The organism is Neisseria shayeganii (assembly GCF_014054965.1).
Classification (GTDB): Bacteria; Pseudomonadota; Gammaproteobacteria; order Burkholderiales; family Neisseriaceae; genus Eikenella; species Eikenella shayeganii.
The window spans coordinates 1,911,470-1,926,556 of the sequence record NZ_CP059567.1 but is presented as its reverse complement, the minus strand read 5'-3'; the positions used below and the strand labels follow the sequence as shown (position 1 = coordinate 1,926,556).

Below are 15,087 nucleotides of genomic sequence, written 5' to 3'. Positions count from 1 at the left end.
CGAAGCATTTTAAACACTTTAAAAAATCCCTTTTCAGACGGCCTCAATAAGGCTACCTGAACGGCCGTCTGAAAACCCAAACCGTATGGCAGCCATGCCAATACACAAACCAAAGGAAAACGCATGAGCCACCAAATTGTCCGCAGTGCCAAATTTACCGCCGAACGCGCATGGGGTGCTTTGGATATTGCCAATATGAACGGCACAACCGTGCGCCTGCATTGGACCGACCGGCCATACAAATGGCACATTAACGATGGCGAAGAAGTGTTCGCCGTGATGAGCGGCACGGTGGATATGCACTACCGCGAACACGGGCAGGAGCAAGTGGTGCGTTTGCAGGCCGGCGATATTTTCTTTGCCGGCATCGGTATGGAACACGTTGCCCACCCGCAAGGCGAAGCACGGATTTTGGTGGTGGAAAAAGAAGGCAGTGTGTAGAACAGGCCGTCTGAAAAAACTTTCAGACAGGCCTAACAAAACAAAGAATAGGTATATACGCACAACAGAATCCGACCTACAAAACATTGAAGGCATTTGAATCCGATACGGCGAAGCATTTTAAACACTTTAAAAACCCCTTTTCAGACGGCCTCAACAAGGCTACCTGAAAAGCCGTCTGAAAACCCTTCAGACAGGCATGTAAACAAAATATCAGCGCATAACCGCATCAGGCGGTTGGGCGGCAAAACAAAAGATTGAAGAAGATTAACCGATTAGGGCTAAGCAAATGGCTATTTTCCAATCAGGCGTGATTTTTGAAAACGTCGATACCCGTAATCCCGACTGTTGGCACTTGGAAGCATACCAAGCGCGCGGCGGCTACCAAGCGCTGCGTAAAATCCTGACTGAAAACATGTCGCAAGACGACGTGATTGCCGAAGTTAAAACTTCGGGCTTGCGCGGGCGCGGCGGTGCGGGCTTCCCCACCGGTTTGAAATGGAGCTTTATGCCCCGTTCCTTCCCCGGTGCGAAATACGTTGTCTGCAACACCGACGAAGGCGAACCCGGCACATTCAAAGACCGCGATATCATCAACTTCAACCCCCATGCGTTGATCGAGGGCATGATTATTGCCGGATACGCAATGGGCGCGGAAGCGGGCTACAACTATATCCACGGCGAAATCTTCGAAGGTTACCAGCGTTTTGAAGAAGCCTTAGCCGAAGCCCGCCAAGCCGGTTTCTTGGGTAAAAACATCATGGGAACGGATTTCAGCTTCGAGTTGTTTGCCGCCCACGGTTACGGCGCATATATCTGCGGCGAAGAAACCGCCTTGCTGGAGTCGCTCGAAGGCAAGAAAGGCCAACCGCGCTTCAAACCGCCGTTCCCCGCTTCATACGGCCTGTACGGAAAACCCACCACCATCAACAACACCGAAACCTTTGCTTCGGTGCCGTTCATTATCCGTGACGGCGGACAAACCTTTGCCGACAAAGGCATCGAAAACGCAGGCGGCACCAAGCTGTTTTCCATTTCCGGCCACGTTGAACGCCCCGGCAACTACGAAGTGCCGTTGGGTACGCCGTTTGCCAAACTGCTGGAAATGGCCGGCGGCATGAAAGACGGCAAAAAACTCAAAGCCGTGATTCCCGGCGGCTCGTCTGCGCCCGTACTGCCCGGCGAAGTGATGATGACCTTGAATATGGATTACGATTCCATAGCCAAAGCAGGTTCCATGCTCGGTTCGGGCGCGATTATCGTGATGGACGAAGACGTGTGCATGGTCAAAGCCCTCGAACGCTTGAGCTACTTCTACCACGAAGAATCCTGCGGCCAATGCACCCCCTGCCGCGAAGGTACCGGCTGGCTTTACCGCGTGGTGCACCGCATTGCCGAAGGCAAAGGCCGCCCCGAAGATTTGGACTTGCTCGATTCGGTCGGCAACAACATGGCCGGCCGCACCATCTGCGCCTTGGCCGATGCCGCCGTATTCCCCGTGCGCAGCTTTACCAAGCATTTCCGTCACGAGTTTGAACACTATATCGAGTACGGAAAACCGGCTAAAGAGCATAAGTGGTGTTGAGATGGGGTTGATGTAATTGAAAATGAAGAATAGCAATATGCCGGGTTGAACAATCCAGTTGGCTTAAACTAAAAACTGTTTAAAAAAACAAAATACAAAAATGCGCCACAGTACCCGTAATCCCGCATTGCAGCAAAATGCGCGTGAATTAAGGCGGAATATGACCTTGGCCGAGCGGCGGCTTTGGCAGTGTTTGCGGGGCAGGCAGCTAAACGGTATCAAGTTTCGCCGTCAGCAGAGCATAGGCAGCTATATTGTTGATTTTGTCAGCATGGAACATAGGCTGGTGGTTGAGTTAGACGGCGGGCAGCATGCGGAGCGAACTGAATACGACAATAAACGCACAGAATTTCTCAACAACCAAGGTTATCGGGTAGTGCGCTTTTGGAATAATGAAGTTTTGCAACAGACAGAAGCAGTGCTGGATAAAATTGTTGGAATGTGCGGTGGTTGGGAAAAATAGTTTTTATTAGCATAGCAAGCATATAATAAAGGCCGTTTGAAAATGAAAGCATGATAAAAAGCGGTTTGAAAACAAGGTAAACAATAAAATAACCGGCAGCATATTCCCCTTCCCGCCGGCGGGAAGGGGTTAGGGGAAGGGTGGTATGTTAGCGTTTCTGTAACAGAATTACGGAGCATGCTCTGTTAAGGAAACGTAAGGCAGAAAGTAGTAAGGCAAACCGCAATGTAAACACCCCCCACCCCAACCCTCCCCCGCAAGCGGGAGAGGGAGCAGACCACCGAAGCCCTGAATATTTCAGACGGCCTCATGAAGTTTTTAAAAAACCGTAACTAGGAACATTAACCATGTTACAAATTGAAATCGACGGTAAACAGATTGCAGTCAAGCAGGGTGCGACCGTAATGGAAGCGGCGCACGAGCTGGGCACTTATATCCCGCATTTCTGCTACCACAAAAAATTATCCATTGCCGCCAACTGCCGCATGTGCTTGGTGGAGGTGGAAAAAGCCCCCAAACCCCTTCCTGCCTGTGCCACGCCGGTAACAGACGGCATGGTGGTGCATACCCATTCCGCCAAGGCCAAGCAGGCTCAGGAAGGCGTGATGGAATTTCTGCTCATCAACCACCCGCTGGATTGCCCGATTTGCGACCAGGGCGGTGAGTGTCAGTTGCAGGATTTGGCCGTGGGTTACGGTAAATCGTCGAGCCGTTATCAAGAAGAAAAACGCTCGGTTGTGCCCAAAGATATGGGGCCGTTGGTGTCGGCGGAAGAAATGAGCCGCTGTATCCACTGCACCCGCTGTGTGCGCTTTACCGAAGAGATTGCCGGTTTGCAGGAAATCGCTATGGCTAATCGCGGTGAGTTTTCCGAAATCATGCCGTTTATCGGCAAAGCGGTGGAAACCGAATTGTCCGGCAACGTGATTGATTTGTGTCCGGTGGGTGCCTTAACCAGCAAACCGTTCCGCTACGATGCCCGCTCTTGGGAATTGAGCCGCCGTAAAACCATTTCCGCGCATGATGCTTTGGGCAGCAATTTAATTGTGCAAACCAAAGACCACACCGTACGCCGCGTGTTGCCGTTGGAAAACGAAGCTGTGAACGAATGCTGGATTTCCGACCGCGACCGCTTCGCCTACGAAGGCCTGTATCACGAAAGCCGTCTGAAAACCCCGAAAATCAAAAACGGCGGCCAATGGCATGAAGTGGATTGGCAAACCGCGCTCGAATATGTGCGTAAAACCTTAGATTGCATTCAAAAAGAAGACGGCCAAGATGCGGTAGGTATTTGGGCCAACCCGATGAATACCGTTGAAGAACTGTATCTGGCCAAAAAACTTTCAGACGGCCTCAATATCAAGCATTTCGACACACGCCTGATGCAGCAAGACAGCCGCCTTGCGGGCAGCTTGAAAGGTGCGCAATGGCTGGGTCAAAACATTGAAAGTTTGGGCAATGCCGATGCCGTGCTGGTTGTAGGCGCGAATCTGCGCAAAGAACAACCGCTGCTGACTGCCCGTTTGCGCCGTGCCGCCAAGTCTTATATGGCTTTGAGCATCATCGCGAGCAGCAAAGAAGAATTGCACATGCCTTTGTTGGCGCAAGAAGCCGTGCACCCGAACGAATGGGCAGGCCGTCTGAAAAATATGGCGCAAGACCTTGAAAACGCCGTTTCAGGTAGCCTGAAAAATGCCGAAAAAGCGGCAATCGTGTTGGGTGCCGAAGTGCAAAACCACCCTGATTATTCTGCGGTTTATGCTGCCGCTCAGGAATTGGCCGATGCCACCGGTGCGGTTTTGGGTGTTCTGCCGCAAGCCGCCAACAGCGTGGGTGCGGATGTGTTGGGCGTGAACCGCGGCAACAGCATTCAAGAAATGTTGGCGCAACCGAAAAAAGCCGTGTTGCTGTTGAATGTAGAGCCTGAAATCGATGTGGCAAACGGCGGTAAAGCGGTCGCTGCATTGAAGCAAGCCCAAAGCGTGATGGCATTTACGCCGTTTGAAAGCGAAACCTTGCGCGAAGTGTGCGATGTGATGTTGCCGATTGCGCCGTTTACCGAAACATCGGGCAGCTTCATCAGCATGGAAGGCCGTCTGCAATCGTTCCACGGTGTGGTAAAAGGCTTTGCCGATTCGCGTCCGTTGTGGAAAGTTTTGCGTGTGCTGGGCAATGTGTTCGAGCTGGAAGGCTTCGAATACGACAGCAGCGAGCAGGTGTTGAGAGAAGCGGTAAACAAAGAAAGCCTGCCTGAAAAACTCAACAACCGCACTACTTGGCAAGGCGAAGCCGTTCAGACGGCCTCCGGTTTGGTGCGCGTAGGCGGTGTGGGCATCTACCATACCGATGCGATTGTGCGCCGCTCCGCTCCGTTGCAAGCGACTTCACATGCACAAGTGCCTGCCGCCCGTATTCATCCGAACACCTTGGCTGCTTTGGGCTTGCAAGACGGCGAGGCCGTGCAGGCAGGGCAGGGCGGCGCAACGGTTGGTGTGCGTGTAAGCGCCGATGCGGGCTTGCCTGAAAATGTTGTGTATCTGCCGCTGCATACTGAAAATGCTGCGTCGGGTGCGTTGATGAACACTATCGAACTGACGCGGGGTTAATCATGCAGGAATGGTTCCAAGCCTTGTTGGGTAATGAGATCGGCTTAATCGTTTCGATTGTGCTGAAAATCGTGATTATCTTGATCCCGTTGATTTTGACGGTGGCGTATCTTACCTACTTCGAGCGTAAGGTAATCGGCTATATGCAGCTGCGCGTCGGCCCGAACGTAACCGGCCCGTTTGGTTTGATTCAGCCGTTTGCCGACGTGTTGAAGTTGCTGTTTAAAGAAGTTACCCGCCCCAAACTGTCGAATAAGGCATTGTTTTATATCGGCCCGATGATGTCGCTGATGCCTGCGTTTGCAGCTTGGGCGGTGATTCCGTTTTCTGATGAATGGCTGCTGACCAATGTGGATGCGGGTTTGCTGTATATTCTGATGATTACCTCTTTATCGGTGTATGGTGTGATCATTGCGGGTTGGGCTTCCAACTCCAAATATTCGTTCTTAGGTGCCATGCGTTCTTCAGCCCAAACCATTTCTTACGAAATTGCCATGGGTGCGGCATTGGTATGCGTGGTAATGGTTTCGGGCAGCATGAATTTCAAAGAAATTGTTGCCAGCCAAGCCCAAGGCATTGCCGGCGGTTCGATTTTCTCTTGGAACTGGTTTGCTTTGTTCCCCGTATTCATCGTGTATCTGATCTCCGCCGTAGCCGAAACCAACCGTGCACCGTTCGACGTTGCCGAAGGCGAGTCGGAAATCGTGGCCGGTTTCCATGTGGAGTATTCGGGCTTTGCATTTGCCCTGTTCTTCCTTGCCGAATATATTTTCATGATTCTGATCGGTGCGCTTACCGCCATCATGTTCTTGGGCGGTTGGCTGTCTCCGTTCCCGCAAAGCTGGGGCCTTATCGGTACGCCGAGCGCATTTTGGATGTTCTTGAAAATGGCCTTTATCCTTTACGGCTATTTGTGGATTCGTGCCACTTTCCCGCGCTACCGTTACGACCAAATTATGCGTTTGGGCTGGAAAGTGCTGATTCCGGTAACTTTTGTGTGCATCGTATTGCTCGGCTTGTGGATGATTTCGCCCTTGAGTTTGTGGAAATAAGGGAGAGAGTGAATTATGGCTAATTTAGTAAAAACCTTCCTGCTCGGCGAATTGGTAAAAGGCATGGGCGTTACGCTCAAGAACTTTTTCGCCCGAAAAGAAACGATTATGTTCCCCGAAGAAAAAACGCCGCAGTCGGTGCGTTTTCGCGGCTTGCATGCCCAGCGTCGCTATCCGAACGGGGAAGAACGCTGCATTGCCTGCAAACTGTGTGAAGCGGTTTGCCCGGCAATGGCGATTAATATCGAAAGTGAACAACGCGAAGACGGCAGCCGCCGTACCACCCGTTACGATATCGATTTGACCAAGTGCATTTTTTGCGGCTTTTGCGAAGAAGCCTGCCCGACCGATGCCATTGTGGAAACCCATATTCTCGAATACCACGGTGAGAAGCGCGGCGATTTGCACTACACCAAACCCATGCTGCTGGCGATTGGCGACAAATACGAGGCCGAAATCGCCAAACGCAAAGCGGCCGACGCGCCTTACCGTTAAGCAAAAATGCGGTGTACGGTTTCAGACGGCCTAAGCTGTTTGAATATCCGTAACAAAAGAAGAGGGCGGGAAATGGAACAGCACATCAACTTTATTACTTTGGGCGTAGACGATTTGGCAGTATCGCGTCGTTTTTACGGCAAGGTGTTTGGTTGGTGCGAAACGGAAGACGGCAATGAAAACATTGCATTCTTTGAGGCGGGGCGCGGTTTGTTGTTTGCCCTGTTCGATAAAAATGCGTTGGCCGCAGATGCACAAGTGCCGTCTGAAAGCAGCGGCTTCCCCCGTTTTTCTTTGGCGCACAATGTCGGTAGTCAAAATGAAGTAGATGCACTGTTTGAACGTCTGATTGCCGCAGGTGCGCAGGAAGTGAAAAAGCCCCAAAAAGTGTTTTGGGGCGGTTACAGCGGTTATATCGCAGATCCCGATGGTTTTTTGTGGGAAATTGCGTTTAATCCGTTTTTGAAAACATTGCGTTGAGATAAGAAACAGGCCGTCTGAAAACCTTTTCAGGTAGCCCGAACCGCCAAGAAAGATTTAAAAAACCAACCGAGAAAGAGTACGTTTTATGACCTTCTCCCTAATCATGTTTTATGTGCTGGCCGCCGTGATACTGTTCGGCGCGGTGAAAACCGTTACCGCCAAAAACCCCGTGCACGCATCGCTTTATCTGGTGCTGACCTTCTGTATGTCGGCCATGATGTGGATGCTGATGCAGGCCGAATTTTTGGGCATTACCTTGGTAGTGGTATATGTGGGTGCAGTAATGGTGCTGTTCCTGTTTGTGGTGATGATGTTGAACATCGACATCGAAGAAATGCGCGCGGGCTTTTGGCGCAATGCCCCCGTGGCATTTACCGTAGGCGTGTTGATGGCAGTAGCGCTTATTTTGATTTTGGTTGCACCTGATACCAATTTGGCCGCATTCGGCCCCATGAAAGATATTCCCGCCGATTACAGCAACGTGCGCGATTTGGGCAGCCAAATTTACACCACTTATTTGCTGCCGTTCGAATTGGCTGCGGTGCTGTTGGTGTTGGGCATGGTGGCAGCGATTGCATTGGTACACCGCAAAACGGTTAACCCAAAATATATTAATCCTGCCGATCAAGTGAAAGTGAATGCCAAAGAAGGCCGTATGCGTATGGTGAAAATGGAAGCTGTGGTGCATAAGCCCGTACAGCCTGAAACAGATTCAGACGGCCCGGCAGAGGAGGGCAAAGCATGATTACGATTACGCATTATTTGGTGCTCGCCGCCTTGCTGTTCGGCATCAGTGCGATGGGTATCTTTATGAACCGCAAAAACGTGTTGGTATTGTTGATGTCGATCGAGTTGATGCTGTTGGCAGTGAATTTTAACTTTATCGCATTTTCACAATACCTTGGCGATACCGCGGGGCAGATTTTCGTGTTTTTCGTGCTAACTGTTGCGGCAGCCGAGTCTGCCATCGGTTTGGCGATTATGGTATTGGTATTCCGTAACCGCAACACGATTAATGTAGCGGATTTGAACAGTTTGAAGGGTTAATCGGGAGAAATAAGAAAAATGAACGATATGAGCTTATATCTGGCGATTGCTCTGATTCCGCTGGCAGGTTCTCTGCTGGCCGGTTTGTTCGGCAATAAAATCGGCCGTGCCGGTGCGCACACGGTAACCATTTTAGGCGTAGCCGTTTCCGCCGTATTATCGGCTTATGTGTTGTGGGGCTTTATTAACGGCTCGCGCACCAAATTCGATGAAAATGTATACACATGGTTAACCATGGGCGGGATAGATTTTTCTGTCGGATTTTTAGTAGACACTTTAACAGCCATGATGATGGTGGTGGTAACCAGCGTTTCATTAATGGTGCATATCTATACCATCGGTTATATGCACGACGAGAAAGTAGGCTACCAACGCTTCTTTAGTTATATCTCGTTGTTTACATTCAGCATGTTGATGCTGGTGATGAGCAATAACTTCATTCAGTTGTTTTTCGGTTGGGAAGCCGTAGGTTTGGTTTCTTATCTGCTCATCGGTTTTTATTTCAAACGTGAAAGCGCGATTTTTGCAAACTTGAAGGCTTTTCTGGTTAACCGCGTAGGTGACTTCGGTTTCATCTTAGGTATCGGTTTGGTATTGGCTTATTTCGGCGGCAGCTTGCGTTATGCCGATGTGTTTGCTTATTTGCCAAATGTAGTAGGCATGCAGATTTTCGGTTGGGATTTAATTACCGTAACCTGCCTGCTTTTATTTGTGGGTGCGATGGGTAAATCTGCCCAGTTCCCGCTGCATGTTTGGCTGCCCGATTCGATGGAAGGTCCGACACCTATTTCTGCATTGATTCATGCGGCAACTATGGTAACGGCCGGTTTGTTTATGGTATCGCGCATGTCGCCGATTTATGAATTGTCTACTACGGCACTTTCGGTGATTATGGTAATCGGTGCGATTACTGCGCTCTTTATGGGCTTTCTCGGTACGATCCAAAACGATATTAAACGCGTGGTGGCTTATTCTACCTTGTCTCAATTAGGTTATATGACTGTGGCCTTGGGCGTGTCTGCCTACTCAATCGCCATGTTCCATGTGATGACCCATGCTTTCTTCAAAGCATTGCTGTTCTTGGCAGCGGGTAGTGCCATTATCGGTATGCATCACGACCAAGATATGCGCCATATGGGCAATCTGAAAAAATACATGCCGATTACCTGGATCACTATGTTGATTGGTAACTTGTCTCTTATCGGCACGCCGCTGTTTTCAGGTTTCTATTCGAAAGATTCGATTATTGAAGCCGTGCATTTTAGCGATCTGCCCGGTAGCGGCTTTGCTTACTTTGCCGTGCTCGCCAGCGTATTCGTTACAGCTTTTTATGCATTCCGCCAATACTTTATGGTTTTCCACGGTAAAGAAAAGTGGCGTGAAATCCATCATGAACACCATTCAGACGGCCACGATGACGGTCACCATCACGGCTTGGGTAAAAACGACAATCCGCACGAAAGCCCTTGGGTGGTTACTTTGCCGCTGATTTTGTTGGCGATTCCGTCGGTAATCATCGGTTATATTGCCATCGAACCTATGCTATACGGCGATTTCTTCAAAGATGTGATTTATGTCAACCATGAAGCGCATCCGGTTATGGCGCAAATGAAAGAAGCATTCCACGGCCCATTAGCTATGGTTTCACACAGTTTGCAGACACCGGTTTTATATTTGGCAATCGGCGGTGTTGTAGCAGCATGGTTTCTGTATGTGCAAGCGCCCCATTTGCCGGCCAAGATTGCTTCGGCATTCAGCCCGATCTATAAACTTTTGGATAATAAATACTATTTAGATACGATTTACTACAACGTATTTGCCAAAGGCAGCCGCGCATTGGGCAACTTCTTTTGGAAGGTTGGTGACACAGCCATTATCGATAATGGTATTGTCAATAATTCAGCCAAGCTGGTGGGTGCGGTTTCCGCACGGGTTCGCAAAATGCAAACCGGCTTTATTTATACCTACGCTACGGTGATGGTGTTTGGGTTGTTGGTGCTGATTGCCATCTTCTTTAAAGACTTGCTGATGAAGTAACGGTAGGGATTCAATTTCAATTATCAGGTTATGAATATGTACGATCACTTACTCAGTCTGGCCATTTGGGTGCCGATAGCAGCCGGCGTGCTGGTCTTGGCTACCGGCGGCGATCAGCGAGCCGGCCTGGCTCGCATCTTGGCCTTTATCGGTTCGTTGGCCGGCTTTCTGGTTACCATTCCGCTGTTTACCGGCTTTGACCGTTTACACGGCGGCTATCAGTTTGTCGAAAAACTGGCTTGGATCCCCTCATTGAACATCCACTATGCTTTGGGCGTAGACGGTATTTCTGTGTTGTTCGTGATTCTGAATGCTTTTATTACCCTGATGGTGGTGTTGGCCGGATGGCAGGTGATTCAGAAACGGGTGGCGCAGTATATGGGTGCCTTCCTGATGATGTCAGGTTTGATCAATGGCGCTTTTTCCGCCCAGGATGCCATTCTGTTTTATGTGTTTTTCGAAGGCATGCTGATTCCGCTGTATCTGATCATCGGCGTGTGGGGCGGCCCGCGCCGTGTGTACGCTTCCATTAAGCTGTTCCTCTACACCTTGCTCGGCTCCCTGTTGATGCTGGTGGCTTTGATTTATCTGTCTACACAGGCTGACGGCAGCTTTGCGATTACCGATTTGCAGCGCATCGCCAAAATTGACTTGCCGGTGCAGCAATGGTTGTTTGTGGCCTTTTTCCTTTCTTTTGCGGTGAAAGTGCCGATGTGGCCGGTGCACACTTGGTTGCCCGATGCCCACGTGGAAGCGCCGACCGGCGGCTCCATGGTGTTGGCGGCGATTACCCTCAAAGTGGGCGCTTACGGCTTTTTGCGTTTTATCCTGCCGATTCTGCCGGATGCCGCGCGTTTCTTTGCGCCGGTAGTGGTGGTGTTGTCGCTGATTGCCGTGATTTATATCGGCATGGTGGCCTTGGTGCAGACCGACATGAAAAAATTGGTGGCCTATTCTTCCATCAGCCATATGGGTTTTGTGACCTTGGGCATCTTTATGTTCAGCGGCATCTTTTCAGGTAGCCCTTTGGGCGAACTGAACCGCTGGGGCTTGGAAGGTGCGATTGTGCAAATGATCTCCCACGGTTTTGTGTCGGCCGCTATGTTTATGTGCATCGGCGTGATGTATGACCGCCTGCATACCCGCAATATTGCCGATTACGGCGGCGTGGTGAACGTGATGCCGAAATTTGCCGCTTTCATGATGTTGTTCGGCATGGCCAATGCTGGCTTGCCCGCCACTTCCGGCTTTGTGGGCGAGTTTATGGTGATCATGGGCGCGGTGCAGGTGAATTTCTGGGTGGGCGCTTTGGCGGCGCTGACCCTGATTTACGGCGCAGCCTATACTTTGTGGATGTACAAACGCACCATTTTCGGCGACATCACCAATCCCGAAGTGAGGGAAATGAAAGACATTAACTGCCGTGAATTTGCCATTCTGGCGATTTTGGCGGTGGCCGTACTCGGCATGGGCCTGTGGCCCCAGCCCTTTATCGAGGTGGTGCATCAGGCGGCCAACGATTTGATCGCCCAAGTGGCCCAAAGCAAGATTTGAGGTGTGTGAATGAACTGGACTGATTTGAATTTAAACATCGCCATGCCTGAAATCGTCTTGTTGACGGCATTGTGCGTGGTATTGCTGGTGGATTTGTGGCTGTCGGATGCCAAGCGCGGCGTCACCGCCCTATTGGCCATGTTGGCCGTGGCGGTAACCGCTGTGGTTCAGGTAGCCGTTTGGCCGGGTGAAGCGGCTTTGGCTTTCAATGGCATGTTTGTGCTCGACGGCTTGTCGCTGGTGGCCAAATTGGCCATGTATGCTGCGGTTTTCATGTTGTTTGTGATGTCGCAAGGCTACCTGAAAGGCCGGCAAATCTATAAAGGCGAATTTTACACTTTGAGCCTGTTTGCCTTGCTCGGCATGTGTGTGATGGCCAGTGCCACCCATTTCCTGACCTTGTATATCGGCTTGGAGATCCTGTCGCTGTCGCTGTATGCCCTGATTGCCCTGCGCCGTGAGGATGCCTTTGCCAGCGAGGCGGCGCTCAAGTATTTCGTACTGGGCGCTTTGGCTTCCGGTCTGCTGCTGTACGGTATTTCCATGATTTACGGCGCCACCGGCACCTTGTCGTTGCCGGATGTGTTGTCTGTTTCGCACAATCTGCTGATGGTCGACGGCCAAGCCGCCAGCCCGTGGTTGTTGAAGCTGGGGTTGGTGTTTGTGGTGGTGGCCATTGCTTTCAAGCTGGGTGCCGTACCTTTCCATATGTGGGTGCCCGATGTGTATGAAGGTGCCAGCACCGCGGTGACCGCGCTGGTGGGCACGGCCCCGAAAATTGCGGCCACGGTGTTTGCCTTCCGCATTTTGGTCAACGGCTTGGGCAGCAGCAGCGAAGATTGGATGATGATGTTGAACCTGTTGGCCGTCGCATCGCTCTTGGTGGGCAATCTGGCTGCCATCATGCAGACCAGCATCAAGCGCATGCTGGCTTACTCGACTGTGTCGCACATGGGTTTTATCCTGCTCGCCTTTATGGGCGGCACCCAAGGTTTTGCCGCCGCTCTGTATTACGCTTTGGCTTACGCGCTGATGGGCATGGTGGGCTTCGGTGTGTTGATGCTGCTGTCGAAAGACGGCCAAGACTGTAACGAAATCAGCGATCTGGCCGGCTTGAACCAGCGTAATGCTTGGTATGCCTTCTTGATGCTGCTGGTGATGTTCAGCATGGCCGGCATCCCGCCGCTGATGGGCTTCTATGCCAAGTTCGCCGTGATCAGCGCTTTGGTGGCCAAGGGCTATGTGTGGCTGTCCGTGTTTGCGGTGGTGATGTCGCTGATCGGCGCTTTCTACTATCTGCGCGTGGTGAAGGTGATGTATGTGGACGGCACGGAAGAGCGTGCGCCGTTTATGATGACTGCCGCCGGCAAAGCGGTTTTGTCGGCAGGGGCGCTGCTGTTGCTGGTATGGGGAGTGTTGCCCAAATCGGTCATGGATTGGTGTCTGTACGCGATTGAGAAAACATTCTAAATCTCTGACACAGGCTACCTGAAACCTTCAGGTAGCCTGAATTGTTTATGGCGGTGGCCGGTTGAGGGGGGAGGAACTATGGGAACAGGCTGTTGTGCGGCCCCTGGTTTTTTGCCCCATGCTGCTTTATAGTTTGATAAGTTTGCTAAAGGAGTGCCTGTGATGACAGCACCCATGTATGTTTTGTTGGCGGTGGCGCTGGTGTGTGCCAATCTGCCCTTTGTCGGCAATCGCTGGTTCGGCGTGAAAAAACTGCCGAAGAAACGGTTTCCCCACCATTTGCTGGAACTGGCGGCGGGTTTTCTGTTTGTGGGGGCATTGGCGTATGCCTTGGAGGCACAAAGCGGTGTCGTGCACGACCAAGGATGGGCTTTCTATGTGGTGGTGCTGTGCCTGTATTTGATTTTCGCTTTTCCGGCTTTTGTGTTGCGCTATTTCTGGCACGGGCGCAATCGGGAATAGGAAGGCCGGCAAGCTTGCTTGTGTGTGCCAACAGTAAACAGGACGGGCTGGCTGCTGGTTTCCGGCTGTCTAAACCAATGCTGAGGCGTCCGCTTGGGTGGGACGTGAGCCGAACCAGGGTTGTTCAACGGATTTCACTTGATGTTATTGCATAACATAATGTATTCAATCAATAAATTTTCATGAATCGCCCCGTTTGGATCAAGTCGGATTTATAATTCGTCGCGGACACGGTCAATCTGCCGCCTGTCCAGCCACCCATATTCCCACTTTAGGAGAAGCCCCATGAGCAAGACCATGAAAGCGATGACGTATTACGGCGAAAACGATATCCGTTTCGAAGAGCGCCCCGTTCCCACCATCATCGAGCCTACCGACGCGGTGATCCGTGTGACCAAAACCACCATCTGCGGCACCGATCTGGGCATTTGGAAAGGCAAAAACCCGGAAATCGAGGCGGTGGCCCGCGAGAAAACCGGCGAATGGAAGGGCCGGATTTTGGGACATGAGGGCATCGGCGTTGTGGAAGAGGTCGGCCCCGCCGTCAAAAACTTCAAAAAAGGGGATAAAGTCATTATTTCCTGTGTCAGCCGTTGCGGCTCCTGCGAAAACTGCCAGAAACAGCTGTATGCCCATTGCCGCAAAGACGGCGGTTGGATCATGGGTTATATGATCGACGGCACCCAGGCCGAATATGTGCGCACGCCTTTTGCCGATAATTCGCTTTACCACTTGCCCGACAGCCTGAATACCGATGTGGCGGTGTTTCTGTCTGACGCTTTGCCCACCGGCCATGAAATCGGCGTGCAGTACGGCCAAGTCAAACCCGGCGATGTGATTGCCATTGTCGGCGCCGGCCCGGTGGGCATGGGTTGCCTGCTGACCGCCCAATTTTATTCTCCGGCCACGATGATTATGGTGGACATGGATGAGAACCGCCTGCAAATGGCCAAAGAAATGGGTGCCACCCATACCGTGAACCCGGCCAAAGAGGATGCCGTGGCCAAGATCATGGAGATCACCGAAGGCCGGGGCGTGGATTGTGCCATGGAAGCGGTGGGCTTGCCCGCCACTTGGGATGTGTGTCAGAAGGTGGTGAAAGAAGGCGGCCATCTGGCCAATGTCGGCGTGCACGGCAAACCGGTCAGCTTTGAAATCGAGCGCTTGTGGATTAAAAACATTACCGTCACCACCGGCTTGGTCAACGCCAATACCACCGGTATGCTGTTGAAGTCTTGCGAAGCCAGCAAGCTGCCGATGGACAAACTGGCCACCCACCACTTCCCGTTCAGTGACATGGAAAAAGCCTATGATGTCTTCAAACATGCGGCAGACACCAAGGCAATGAAAGTCATCATCGAAATGTGATGCCGCCGCCATGAGGCTACCTGA

General features: G+C 51.5%; 14 protein-coding genes. All 14 read left to right on the top strand.

The window, feature by feature from the left end; translation table 11 throughout:
• The first annotated feature begins 123 nt into the window (after window positions 1-123).
• The 14 genes from H3L94_RS09410 to H3L94_RS09345 all read left to right on the top strand — a co-directional run bounded on the left by H3L94_RS09410 (window position 124) and on the right by H3L94_RS09345 (window position 15,063).
• Complete coding sequence (locus H3L94_RS09410) at window positions 124-441, top strand: cupin domain-containing protein (protein ID WP_182121812.1); 318 nt, start codon at window positions 124-126, stop codon at window positions 439-441.
• A 289-nt stretch (window positions 442-730) separates the two neighbouring features.
• Complete coding sequence (gene nuoF, locus H3L94_RS09405; RefSeq protein ID WP_182121811.1) at window positions 731-2,026, top strand: NADH-quinone oxidoreductase subunit NuoF; 1,296 nt, start codon at window positions 731-733, stop codon at window positions 2,024-2,026.
• Between the two features lie 100 nt (window positions 2,027-2,126).
• Entirely contained in the window at window positions 2,127-2,489 is a 363-nt protein-coding gene (locus H3L94_RS09400) for an endonuclease domain-containing protein (protein ID WP_182121810.1), read from the top strand.
• A 347-nt stretch (window positions 2,490-2,836) separates the two neighbouring features.
• Window positions 2,837-5,095: an NADH-quinone oxidoreductase subunit NuoG gene (nuoG, locus tag H3L94_RS09395; RefSeq protein ID WP_182121809.1), complete on the top strand. Its 2,259-nt coding sequence runs from the start codon at window positions 2,837-2,839 to the stop codon at window positions 5,093-5,095.
• A gap of 2 nt (window positions 5,096-5,097) precedes the next feature.
• Complete coding sequence (nuoH, locus tag H3L94_RS09390) at window positions 5,098-6,147, top strand: NADH-quinone oxidoreductase subunit NuoH (RefSeq protein WP_115134100.1); 1,050 nt, start codon at window positions 5,098-5,100, stop codon at window positions 6,145-6,147.
• Window positions 6,148-6,162: 15 nt separating this feature from the next.
• Window positions 6,163-6,642, top strand: a complete 480-nt coding sequence (gene nuoI, locus H3L94_RS09385) for an NADH-quinone oxidoreductase subunit NuoI (RefSeq protein WP_009115726.1) — start codon at window positions 6,163-6,165, stop codon at window positions 6,640-6,642.
• Window positions 6,643-6,714: 72 nt separating this feature from the next.
• Window positions 6,715-7,122: a VOC family protein gene (locus H3L94_RS09380; protein WP_182121808.1), complete on the top strand. Its 408-nt coding sequence runs from the start codon at window positions 6,715-6,717 to the stop codon at window positions 7,120-7,122.
• Between the two features lie 88 nt (window positions 7,123-7,210).
• Window positions 7,211-7,870 carry an NADH-quinone oxidoreductase subunit J gene (locus H3L94_RS09375; protein WP_182121807.1) on the top strand — a complete coding sequence of 220 codons (660 nt, stop codon included), beginning with the start codon at window positions 7,211-7,213 and terminating at the stop codon, window positions 7,868-7,870.
• Window positions 7,867-8,172, top strand: a complete 306-nt coding sequence (nuoK, locus tag H3L94_RS09370) for an NADH-quinone oxidoreductase subunit NuoK (RefSeq protein ID WP_009115728.1) — start codon at window positions 7,867-7,869, stop codon at window positions 8,170-8,172. The genes H3L94_RS09375 and nuoK overlap by 4 nt, the downstream gene beginning before the upstream one ends.
• Before the next feature lie 18 nt (window positions 8,173-8,190).
• The gene (gene nuoL / locus H3L94_RS09365) at window positions 8,191-10,209 is read left to right on the top strand and encodes an NADH-quinone oxidoreductase subunit L (RefSeq protein ID WP_182121806.1); all 2,019 of its coding nucleotides are present in this window, start codon (window positions 8,191-8,193) and stop codon (window positions 10,207-10,209) included.
• A gap of 36 nt (window positions 10,210-10,245) precedes the next feature.
• On the top strand, window positions 10,246-11,763 hold the full coding sequence (locus tag H3L94_RS09360) for an NADH-quinone oxidoreductase subunit M (protein WP_182121805.1): 1,518 nt from the start codon (window positions 10,246-10,248) through the stop codon (window positions 11,761-11,763).
• Window positions 11,764-11,772: 9 nt separating this feature from the next.
• Window positions 11,773-13,233: an NADH-quinone oxidoreductase subunit NuoN gene (gene nuoN / locus H3L94_RS09355; protein WP_182121804.1), complete on the top strand. Its 1,461-nt coding sequence runs from the start codon at window positions 11,773-11,775 to the stop codon at window positions 13,231-13,233.
• A gap of 162 nt (window positions 13,234-13,395) precedes the next feature.
• On the top strand, window positions 13,396-13,695 hold the full coding sequence (locus H3L94_RS09350) for a DUF2818 family protein (protein WP_182121803.1): 300 nt from the start codon (window positions 13,396-13,398) through the stop codon (window positions 13,693-13,695).
• A 297-nt stretch (window positions 13,696-13,992) separates the two neighbouring features.
• The gene (locus tag H3L94_RS09345; protein ID WP_198003639.1) at window positions 13,993-15,063 is read left to right on the top strand and encodes a zinc-dependent alcohol dehydrogenase family protein; all 1,071 of its coding nucleotides are present in this window, start codon (window positions 13,993-13,995) and stop codon (window positions 15,061-15,063) included.
• Window positions 15,064-15,087: the final 24 nt, after the last annotated feature.

Excerpts from the sequence above, each read along its gene's own strand:
- H3L94_RS09410 (WP_182121812.1), top strand. The coding sequence starts at position 124 with ATGAGCCACCAAATTGTCCGCAGTGCCAAATTTACCGCCGAACGCGCA.
- nuoF (WP_182121811.1), top strand. The coding sequence starts at position 731 with ATGGCTATTTTCCAATCAGGCGTGATTTTTGAAAACGTCGATACCCGT.
- H3L94_RS09400 (WP_182121810.1), top strand. The coding sequence starts at position 2,127 with ATGCGCCACAGTACCCGTAATCCCGCATTGCAGCAAAATGCGCGTGAA.
- nuoG (WP_182121809.1), top strand. The coding sequence starts at position 2,837 with ATGTTACAAATTGAAATCGACGGTAAACAGATTGCAGTCAAGCAGGGT.
- nuoH (WP_115134100.1), top strand. The coding sequence starts at position 5,098 with ATGCAGGAATGGTTCCAAGCCTTGTTGGGTAATGAGATCGGCTTAATC.
- nuoI (WP_009115726.1), top strand. The coding sequence starts at position 6,163 with ATGGCTAATTTAGTAAAAACCTTCCTGCTCGGCGAATTGGTAAAAGGC.
- H3L94_RS09380 (WP_182121808.1), top strand. The coding sequence starts at position 6,715 with ATGGAACAGCACATCAACTTTATTACTTTGGGCGTAGACGATTTGGCA.
- H3L94_RS09375 (WP_182121807.1), top strand. The coding sequence starts at position 7,211 with ATGACCTTCTCCCTAATCATGTTTTATGTGCTGGCCGCCGTGATACTG.
- nuoK (WP_009115728.1), top strand. The coding sequence starts at position 7,867 with ATGATTACGATTACGCATTATTTGGTGCTCGCCGCCTTGCTGTTCGGC.
- nuoL (WP_182121806.1), top strand. The coding sequence starts at position 8,191 with ATGAACGATATGAGCTTATATCTGGCGATTGCTCTGATTCCGCTGGCA.
- H3L94_RS09360 (WP_182121805.1), top strand. The coding sequence starts at position 10,246 with ATGTACGATCACTTACTCAGTCTGGCCATTTGGGTGCCGATAGCAGCC.
- nuoN (WP_182121804.1), top strand. The coding sequence starts at position 11,773 with ATGAACTGGACTGATTTGAATTTAAACATCGCCATGCCTGAAATCGTC.
- H3L94_RS09350 (WP_182121803.1), top strand. The coding sequence starts at position 13,396 with ATGACAGCACCCATGTATGTTTTGTTGGCGGTGGCGCTGGTGTGTGCC.
- H3L94_RS09345 (WP_198003639.1), top strand. The coding sequence starts at position 13,993 with ATGAAAGCGATGACGTATTACGGCGAAAACGATATCCGTTTCGAAGAG.